Genomic DNA, 10348 nt, shown 5'->3' on the forward strand with positions numbered 1-10348 from the left:
AAAATGAAGCGTAGAGATTATTATTCAACGAGAACAGGCAAAGTTACAGAAACGCCTGAAATTACTTTGAAGGTTCTAAAGAAACTTTTTATAATAAGTTTTGATAAATTATATGAAGATGGTTTTTTTCAAAAATATTTTGGTTATTACTGTGTTGATCAAGGCGAAGTTAAAGGTGAATTAGGATTTGATATAGACTCTCAAATTTTTTTAAGTATTAGAAAAGAAGGACTTTGGCCAATTCAAAATAAAATAGAAGAATATTCAGAAGATGACTTATTTGATATGATTGAATTTATGTACGATCATTGTTCAAAACCATTATCTGGAGATTTTCATAATTTTAATAATTGTGGATACCACTATTATACTTTTGATGATAAAGGAGGTCAAAAATTATATCGCGAAATTATTGCGAGATTTTCAAGATGGATTTGAAATTTCAGATGCTGGTGAGATTTTAAGTCTTCCGGATTCCAATATTTTACCGTTATTACAAGCAGAAATCCCTTCAACGGATGTTGATAATATAAATAAAAAAATTGATTTAGCAGTTTTAAAGTTTAGGCGTCACAAATCAACATTAGATGATAGAAAAGATGCACTTCGTCAATTAGCAGATGTTTTAGAATATTTAAAACCTGAAATAAAAGAAGTTTTAGATTCAAAAGACGAGAGCGATTTGTTTAATATCGCAAATAATTTTGGAATTAGACACCATAATTCTAAACAAAAAGTTGATTATGATAAAGCGATTTGGTATAGCTGGATGTTTTATTATTACTTAGCTACAATTCATACAATATTACGATTAATTGCGAAAAAGAAATAACAGTCAAGCTATTAGTAAATTTCATTAAAAATTATTATGTTTAGTTGCAAAAATAAAGCTTATAATCAAAATTTTTAGAAAATCATTTAACTCGTATTTTTCTTGAAAGCAACAAATCACAAATACATTCTGGATTTCAAGCGACCATCAGGAACTTCCCGTGGCGTTATGACCGAAAAAGAAACTTGGTTTATTGTCTTGGAACAGGACGGTAAAAAAGGAATAGGAGAGTGCGGAATTCTTCGCGGATTAAGTATTGACGATCGTCCGGATTACGAAGATAAATTGCAATGGACTTGTGACAATATTCACCTTGGAAAAGACCAACTTTGGGAAGCGTTATTGGAGTTTCCTTCGATACAGTTTGGAGTGGAAATGGCGTTCCAATCTTTGGAGAGTGAAACTCCTTTTTTGCTCTTTCCATCTGACTTTATAAACGGTACAAAATCCATCTTAATAAACGGTTTGGTTTGGATGGGCGAGGAGTCGTTTATGAAGCAACAAATCGAGGAAAAATTATCACAAGGTTTTCGATGCATCAAACTTAAAATTGGAGCAATAAATTTCGATAAAGAACTGCAATTATTACGTTTTATTCGGCAACATTTTACTCCGGAACAAGTCGAAATTAGGGTTGATGCGAATGGTGCTTTTGATACAACTTTAGCTTTAGATAAATTAATACAATTATCTGAATTTAAACTACATAGCATTGAACAGCCGATACTAAAAAATCATACTGACAGTATGGCAGAGCTGTGTAAAGTAACTCCTTTTCCAATTGCTTTGGATGAAGAGCTTATTGGTGTGTTTAATTTGATAGAAAAAGAGCAGTTATTGGTGAAAATCAAGCCACAATACATTATTTTGAAACCTAGTTTTATAGGTGGTTTTCGAGGCACGCAAGAATGGATTTCATTGGCTGAAAAGCATAAAATACGGTGGTGGATTACCTCCGCTTTGGAGAGTAATATTGGATTGAATGCCATTGCACAATGGACGTTTTTACAACACAATTTGATGTTTCAGGGATTAGGAACCGGCGCGCTTTATATAAATAATTTTGACTGTCCGTTGGAAGTTTCACAAGGACAATTATGGTATAAAAAAGAGTTGGACTGGGCCTTTGATTTTGACCTGTTTAAATAGATTATTTTGAAGTTTTCTTTTGTTCACCATCTCCCAGTAAAACAGATAACGACTTTAAGCTTGGTGTACGGTCCGCAATCAATTTTATAATACTTAAGAAGGGAATAAACAGGATCATTCCTGCAGCACCCCACACAATACCTCCAACAATTATCACAATAATGATGACAAGTGTATTTATTTTTAAACGGCTTCCAACAGCAAAAGGAAATATAATGTAGGCTTCAAGTGCTTGAACAATAGAAAAAACGGTAATAACGGCTAACGGATACCAAATCGAATTGTACGTTATCCAAGAAACTGCAATGGGCAAAAGTGAGGAAATTATGATGCCTACATAAGGAATAAAAGTCAGGATTGAGGCTATAAAACCGAATAAAAAGGGGTGTGGAACTCCAATAATTAATAGACCGATACTGTTTAATAGTCCAACTATTAAATATACCAGTACCATTCCTTTGATAAAATTGTAATACGCATGAATGGTTTCAACGAGAATTTCATGAATAGTTTTTTTTCTTTCGGGAGGAAAAAGTTCATATAAGGCATTCGATAACATTTGGCGATGGAAAAGTATTAATGCGGAGAATACAGGAAGCATAAATAAAAAAAATACAGATTCAGACAGCGAATAGACGGTGTTTCTTAGTATTGAAAAAGCTTGGGAACCGGAATTGCTGAGCGTAATTTTGATAAATTCGGTTTGTTTTTTCAAACTAATGTCAAATCGTTCCGAAATAAAAATACTCAATTGATTTATCGTGTCGGTTAGTTTGGTTCGCAACGATTGCCATTCTTGAAGAAAGTCAGAAAGCTGCACGAACAATAGATATATGACAGCTCCCACCAAAAGTGTTACTCCTAAAATAGAAATTACAATTGCAATTCCTTCATGTACACCTTTTGTTTCCATCCATTTACAGATGGGATACAGAATAAAGCTGATAAGTAGTGAAAAGCTTAACGGAATAAATAATGTTTTGCCAAAGTGTAGTACTAAAGAGGCCAATACAATTAACTGCAGAATTTCTAAAACAGAAAATCTCCTAGTGGATTGAAAAGGAATGGATGTCTTAGATTGTAACATACAAACAGGTATTATCACCGTTATTTCAAATTTATTTTTTCAAATTTTTGATTAATATCATATTTTTTGAAAATAAAAAATGACGTTTTCATGGTGTAACAAAGATAGCGGATTAAAAGTAACTCACCTATTTGTCTGAATTATAGTTATTTAAGTTAGTAATTATTTTTTGTAAGAAAACAAATTATTACATAATTAACCTAACTCCGCCTAATTCAGAAACTCTGTAAGAGAAACGATTACCAGGAGAACCAATGAACATGAAATTTTTTGGAATATTCCATTTTTTTGATAATTCGTCAATGATTTCGGGGCCGAAAGTACCTTCTAATTCAATAAATTCAATGTCAATATCAGGATAAGCACGGTCCAGAACTTTTAGGTCAATTATGAGTAAATCATTATTTTCACCTTCACGCTTTACATTAACAATTTTTAATTTCTTTGTCGTTTCGTTATTTTCTACATATTGCATAACCTTATTTAAAATTGCCACATTATCTCCTTTTGTAAAAAAAACAAATTCCTGCGAGTGAATTTTTTTATTCATTTGTACCAGATAACGATTACTGAATACGACGAATCTTCGTAAAGGTTTGGAAAAATATTCTAAGGCATCAATTGATAACTGAATTAAAAAAGATCTGTTTAACATGATAGCAATAAAAAGCAATGCAGGACTTAGGTATTTGATGAAAGTATAAAAGGAATCAACATTTAATTGAACATTTCCTACAAAAGCAGCAATTACTAATGATACGGCAATAACTACCGAAATTCCACGAGCTCTTTCCGGTCTAGGCAGTTTTTTTCGTTTAAATTTCAGTAATAAATTTCCGATACCAAATAATCCCATTACGGCCAGAAACGAGAACGTGTAAACGCCTGCAAGCGCTACAAGTTGACCGCCTGTAACAAATAATACAGAAATACATAATATTAGAAAACTGATAATAATTCTGTAATTAGAGCCTCGTCTATTTTGTTTTAAAAAGTAATTGGGTAGTATTCTGTCTAGAGTCATTCGATTTAGCAAGCCGGAAACCCCAACAAAGGAAGTTAATACAGCGCCACATAATACTAAAACAGCGTCGATGGAAATAAGATAAGCAAGCCACGATCCGCCAGTTGTTTGTCCCAAAAAGGCAAGTAAGGATTCTCTATGTTCTCCGACTTCAGCCAGTGGAATGATGCAAATTAGTAGTAATGCTAATAAAGGGTTGAAAAAACTCACTATAGCCCACATATTACGAAGTGTTTTTGGAAACACACCGTGTTCTTGTTCTTCAACAAAATTAGCAGAACTTTCAAAACCCGAAATCCCTAACATAGCTGCAGAAAAACCTAAGAAAAGCGCTCTAACAATCCCACCTGAAGTAACTGGAAGATTCCAATTGATATGAAAAGTTTGTAAACCATGATTAATAAGAAACCAGCCAGATGCGAATACCAATACGCTAAGTGTGATTAAATGAATTAGGAATATAAAGACAGCAACAATAGCGGATTCTCCAATTCCTAAAATTGCCAAGCCGGTAAAAGCCACTAAAACAATTACTGTAGCTATTGTGATGTCAATTCCTGGTGCAATTCCATGGAGATAATGCATGCCTTCAGATGCTGAGATTACCGCTGTAGCCATATAAGACAAAACGGTTAATGTAGCTGCCAGCGATGCGATCCTTTTGGACGAAGTGTTTAATAATACGTTATACGCGCCACCGTTTAGTGGAATAGCGCCAACTACTTCCCCATATATTTTTCTGAATAGAAAAAGGACTACTGCTACAAAAAGTAACGAAATCCAAGCATACTGGCCCGCATACATAATGGTAAGCGCAGATACATAAAGACACGATGAACTGATGTCATTTCCGCAAATAGCAGTGGCTTGTAATTCATTTAGTTTTTTATGTACTACTGTTTTCATATGTTGCATCAACTATTTCTTTATGGATTTTCCAAACATCAATTTCATTTTAATACGACTCAATTACGGTTTTGATTTAAATCTCGGTTGAATCGTGTTTTTAAACATTCAAGTAGCATTTTTAGTTTCTATGTATTTCTTTAATGAAAGCCGTGCTTGTTTTTGTATTTTTTTCTGAAAAAATCCAGTCCAACCGAATAAATATCCTGTAATTCCGAAAGCTTGTTTGGACCAATTCCAGATGTCGAAATCATCAGTGTGTTTTTTTATTAACCCATCTTTAAACTGAAATTGCGCTCGAATTACATTTACTACTTTTCTATTCGTTTCACTAAAATTGTAGGTAGCAATCCATTGCGCAGAACCAATATATTCATCGGCTTTTACATCTGAGAACTCAATTTTTATATTTCCTTTGCTTTTTTTAATGAGCATTTTCCACATTTGGCAAACATCCTTGTCTTTTAATAATCCAAAAGCAGGGTCACGAAACTCAATTTTAGAATGATAGCATTCACACATAGTTGAAGCATCGGCGTTGGCAAAAGCAGTATAGAACTTAATGATGGTTTTTTCGTTTGGGGTCATGTCTTCATACAGTAATTAGTAAAAATAATAATTTTTTTGCTAAAAGTTCGGTTTTAAAAAAGGAATATAAAATATATTCGACATTGTAAAAAAACTTTGAATAATTCCGGATTGATTCCCATCAGCGTATCTTCAAGAATGTTTTTCAATTTATACAAAAAAAAGAGGATAGACTGTTTTAAGTGTCTATCCTCTTTAGTAAAGCATTAAATGGTATTATATTGTATTGGTTTATTTAACGGCAGGAATAATATCAATTATTACGGTACGATTGTAAAAACGTTCTTCCGGTGTTTTATTTTCAAATGGAGAATTATTTTCATTTTCGCCATTACCTGACACATCAAATTTAACATCGTTTCTGCCTGCTTTAGCTAAGCTGCTTTGAAGGATATTTTTCACATCATTTGCACGAGCTAAAGACAATTCTTGATTGTGCACTTCTTCACCAATAATATCGGTGTGACCTTTGATAATTACGGTTGCTCCAGCAGGAATATTAGGTGAAACTACTTCGGTAAGATATTTTTCATACAATGAAATTGCTTTAGAAGTATTAAATTCGTAGATGATACTATATCTCAAACCTTCTTCTGTTTTTGCAGGAGTCCAAAGCACCATGTGAACCGGAGTTTCTTTCTCAATAATTTTACCACTTTTAGTTTGTCCAATCATTTTTACTTTGTAATCTCCTTCTGGACGACTTCCTAAAATTGTTTTTCCAGGAATGCTAACCTCATCTTGAACGTAAGGTCCAAAAGACTGCACTTTTCCTTGCTCATCTGTTATTTGTAATGACCAAGAAGATAATGCCTCATTTGCTCCTTTATTATTAAAGGTAAGGTAGCTTTCCAAAGGCGCTTCTTGTGAAGCCATAATTTGAACAGGTTTCAATGGCGCATTAGGACCACTTTGAAATTCCATCAATAAATCAGCAGAATTACTTTCGATAGAAACTCTACGATCTCCCTCACGTAACAAAACTAATTCTAATGTTCCGCCTGGTTGTTCTGATGGAATGTTTGGTTTGTTTTGACCTTTAGTGGTAATTCTAGTTGGATTTATTGCAAATACATTTACCAAATATGTTTTAACAGATTCTGCCATAATAAGACCATCTGTATTGCCATTATTTGATGAACCTACCAAAGTAATTGTGGCAGTAGGATTTTTTTGCATACGATCTCCAAGGATGTTCAACACATTATAATAAACAGTCATTTGACGTTTAGAACGATCTGATAAATTTTTTGGAGCAAATGTTTCTAATTGATCTTCTTTAAAGTCTTTTACTTGATTTTTTGTCAAAAGAACATAACGATTTGGAATTTCTGTTGATCCTTCATTAAAGAAAACATAGTTTCTAAGAGGGAACACTTCAGTCATTCTACTTTCTCCGGGAACATTACTAGGAGAATTTACAGAGAAATCAACCTCACGGTCATTAACCATATCAGTAGCCTGTTGGATGTTTTTTCCTTGTCCAAATTTAAGTGCAACTCCTGCTCTTATAGTAGTTATATTCCAAGTTTCTGTTGCACGTGGATTTTGACCAAAATAAGGTTGGAAAGAAACAAAAGGAGACAATACAAATTGTGTTTTGTTACTATCTGAAGAAAGCGGAATATCATAACCAGCACCAATTTGCATTGACAAAATAGTTTTTTCAATTTCACTAAATTCACCTGTTACTTCAGGAGAAGGGCTTTGATCAGGAAATGCCGGATTAACGCCTAATTGATAGTTAAATGATTTATCCAAGTTGAAAGCCAAACGTGGACCACCATACAAGTAAAAATTAGATTTGAATGGAGCAAAACGTACGCTTGGTTCCACAGTGATATAACTAAGATCAGTAGATAAATCTGCAGGGCAGTCACAATCAGTAAGCACTTGATCAAAAGAACCTTTACGGCTATCATATCCCGCTTGTAGCATTACACCCCATCTGGAATCAGCAGGACGGTATTCTAAAAGTGGCGCAATAAAAAGCCCAACACCATCTCCATCGTGAAAAGTAGCAGGTGGTGTAAAACCAGCATTCAACTGATTGGTTGAACCACGGTAAAAATTAAAATTAGCTCCACCACCAAGTCCAAAGTACCAAGAAGGTTTTGCATATTTTGTTACTTGAGCTTCTTGCGCTTGAACCGTTGTTTGTAAACTTAACCATGATAAAGCAATGATTGCAGCTCCTTTGACGGTTAGTTTAGCAGGAGACAATGAAATAAACAATGTCTCTTTATAAATATTTTTTGATATCATTTTGGTATAATTTATTATTAGAATGTTATTTAAATGAATCCCGCCCAAAGACGGGATATTTAAATTTTATATTAATTGCTTAGTTTGCAGGAATATTAATAATGGTATTTACCATAGTTACTGAAGAGATTAATGAAATTGCTCTTCCGTTTAATACTGTTTCCTGTCCTGGTAAAGTTGTGCTACTACCTGGAGAAGATAACGTAACACCTTCTTCTGCGAGTATATTTCCTGTCATAACACCACCACCGGCGTAGTTAATAACTGCTTGGCTACCTACGTACCAATATACATTTTTAGCCAAGGCACCACCTGTTAATTTAACATTTCTGGTAGCTGCTGGTGAACCTACTGTTAATGAAGATTCTGCTTGGAAAATCCAAACATCAGTTGCACTTCCAGATAAAGTCAAATCTCCGTTTGTGATTTTATATGTACCACTGGCTGATTTATAAACGCCTGCTGCTAAAGTTAGTCCACCTAGCTCACCGGATCCCTGATCACTTCCACCTGGTTTTGCAGCTGGAGAAATACTGTTCCATAACGCTCTTGCTTCATTTAATCCTTCAAGTGCTTTTTGCGCTTTTAAAGCATTTCCTGGCATTGGTGCAGCAGTATAAATTCCACCAAATACTAGTCCTTCATTAAGTGTTGTAACGGTGTAAGGATCGTTAGGCGTAGCCAATTTATCAGTGAACCCTGTTACTAATGTGGACGCAGCTGTTGTTCCTATTCCTCCATTATTAATCCTAGTGTTAAGTCCTTGATTTGTAATTCCTGCATTTCCACCAAATACTCCGAAGAATAAACCTGTGGTTGGAGCGGGAGTATTTAAAACCAATGTGGTAAAGTTCCATACGTAGTCATTCGCTAAAGGTGTTCCGATAGCATTTTTTGCACCAGTTGTAATGGTAGCAGTATAAATTTTACCTTCTAATAAAGCATTAGTAGGCTTGAACGAGGCAGTAGACCCTGAATATGTTACTGCTCCAGCAATGATTGTTGTACCTTGTTTCAAGGTAAAGTTTGGTATAATGGTTGTACGATCCATGACCATACTAAAGTTGGCAGTAATCGTTTTAGTAAGGCTAATTCCTGTTGAATTGTTTATAGGATCTGTAGAAGTTACAGTTGGGGCTACTAAAGCACCTGTTGTAAATTTCCATACATAATCACTTACTAATGTGGTGTTGTCTAAATTTGTTACTGATTTTGCAATTGTTGCTGTGTAAACCGTATTTGGAGTTAAAGGTTGTGTAGAAGTAAAAATAGCTGTAGTTCCGCTATAAGTTACAGTTCCTGCAATAGCTGTAGTTCCTTGTTTCACTGTATACGAATTTGTAGTGATAGTTGAAGACTTCATTGCCATATTGAAGTTTGCACTTACGACTTTGTTTAAAAACACATTAGTGGCGTCATTGGCTGGATCCGTAGATGTAACCATAGGAGTAATTGTCAAACCAGTACTAAAAGTCCAATTAGTTTCTGTTTGCAATGCATTACCTGTAAGATCTGTTACTGTTCGTGTTATTCTAGCACTGTAAGTTGTGTTAGGTTTTAGCAAAGCCGATGGCGTAAAGATTGCTGTTGTACCGGAGTATGAAACTGCACCTGTTATTTCTGACGTACCATTTTTTAATGTAAATGAAGACTGATTTATTGTCGCAGCATTCATTTCTTCATTAAAAGTAACGCTAATTAATTGATCAAGAGGAACGTTTGTAGCTCCATTTACTGGAAAGGTAGTTACAACCATAGGACATACGCCATCTGTTTCTACGAAATCATCTTCGGCGCAACCAGAAATTAATGCAATAAATAGTATTGCAAAGGTTAATAGTAGATTTTTAGTTCTCATTTTTTTGATTTTAGGGGGTTTAAATATTTTGTTCAACAAAGATGGTTTTGTTATCGCCGATTTCTGTTACATAATTAAAAATGTATGTTGCAAAATTCACTTGTTTTAAATTTGCGGTCTTGTGTTTGTGGTTGATAATCAGTAAGTTAATTCGTAATGCGAATTTAGGACGTGTTAGGCTATCTAATTTTTTTATTCAGAAAGTTAGGAATAAATAAAAAAAGGTTATTAAAAAAAACATTATAGCAGGAATATTGTGATGAAAAAACTTTCCTACAGATCCTAAAAAAATAATAATAAAAAAGGGTCTAACTTTAATAAAAAAGTTACCCCTGTTGTTTTAAACGAACACACTTTTATGGTAGTGTGCAGTATTAAATTATATTATCCGAAATGTTTTTATTTTAATAAAATTTACCCTTTTACTTCTAATCAATAAATGAGGAGGGTAGGTGATAGTAGTTAAGATTGAGGAATATCAGAATGTTTTGTAACAATATTAGTAATGACAAATTGCAGTACTGGATATGCAAATAAAACCCGCAGTATTAGTTAAGCAACATTTTTAAAATTATTTTTCTGTTTCCAGAATTCTTCTATTGTTTTGTAATCTAAGGCGGAATGCCTTCTTTTTCTGTT

At 33.9% G+C, this 10348-nt stretch carries 8 protein-coding genes; 3 read left to right on the forward strand and 5 right to left on the reverse strand.

Going from position 1 to position 10348, the window contains the following annotated elements; all coding sequences use genetic code 11:
* Positions 1 to 3 precede the first annotated feature (3 nt).
* The 3 genes from ACNQGJ_RS09815 (at position 4) to ACNQGJ_RS09825 (ending at position 1981) form a co-directional block, all read left to right on the forward strand.
* Positions 4 to 438 carry a hypothetical protein gene (locus tag ACNQGJ_RS09815; RefSeq protein WP_417972383.1) on the forward strand — a complete coding sequence of 145 codons (435 nt, stop codon included), beginning with the start codon at positions 4 to 6 and terminating at the stop codon, positions 436 to 438.
* On the forward strand, positions 413 to 832 hold the full coding sequence (locus tag ACNQGJ_RS09820) for a hypothetical protein (RefSeq protein ID WP_417972382.1): 420 nt from the start codon (positions 413 to 415) through the stop codon (positions 830 to 832). The genes ACNQGJ_RS09815 and ACNQGJ_RS09820 overlap by 26 nt, the downstream gene beginning before the upstream one ends.
* A gap of 102 nt (positions 833 to 934) precedes the next feature.
* Complete coding sequence (locus ACNQGJ_RS09825) at positions 935 to 1981, forward strand: o-succinylbenzoate synthase (RefSeq protein ID WP_417972381.1); 1047 nt, start codon at positions 935 to 937, stop codon at positions 1979 to 1981.
* Position 1982: 1 nt separating this feature from the next.
* Here ACNQGJ_RS09825 and ACNQGJ_RS09830 read toward each other — a convergent pair whose 3' ends face one another.
* The 5 genes from ACNQGJ_RS09830 to ACNQGJ_RS09850 all read right to left on the reverse strand — a co-directional run bounded on the left by ACNQGJ_RS09830 (position 1983) and on the right by ACNQGJ_RS09850 (position 9709).
* A complete protein-coding gene (locus ACNQGJ_RS09830; RefSeq protein WP_417972380.1) occupies positions 1983 to 3068 on the reverse strand; it encodes an AI-2E family transporter in 1086 nt (361 codons plus the stop codon).
* A gap of 187 nt (positions 3069 to 3255) precedes the next feature.
* Positions 3256 to 4998 (reverse strand): APC family permease, encoded by a 1743-nt coding sequence (locus tag ACNQGJ_RS09835; RefSeq protein WP_417972379.1) that lies wholly within the window; start codon positions 4996 to 4998, stop codon positions 3256 to 3258.
* Between the two features lie 108 nt (positions 4999 to 5106).
* The gene (locus tag ACNQGJ_RS09840; RefSeq protein ID WP_417972378.1) at positions 5107 to 5586 is read right to left on the reverse strand and encodes a nuclear transport factor 2 family protein; all 480 of its coding nucleotides are present in this window, start codon (positions 5584 to 5586) and stop codon (positions 5107 to 5109) included.
* Between the two features lie 231 nt (positions 5587 to 5817).
* Entirely contained in the window at positions 5818 to 7851 is a 2034-nt protein-coding gene (locus tag ACNQGJ_RS09845) for an OmpA family protein (RefSeq protein ID WP_417972377.1), read from the reverse strand.
* 79 nt (positions 7852 to 7930) lie between these two features.
* Positions 7931 to 9709: an Ig-like domain-containing protein gene (locus tag ACNQGJ_RS09850; RefSeq protein WP_417972376.1), complete on the reverse strand. Its 1779-nt coding sequence runs from the start codon at positions 9707 to 9709 to the stop codon at positions 7931 to 7933.
* Positions 9710 to 10348 lie beyond the last annotated feature (639 nt).

Source organism: Flavobacterium cryophilum, assembly GCF_048286555.1.
GTDB lineage: Bacteria > Bacteroidota > Bacteroidia > Flavobacteriales > Flavobacteriaceae > Flavobacterium.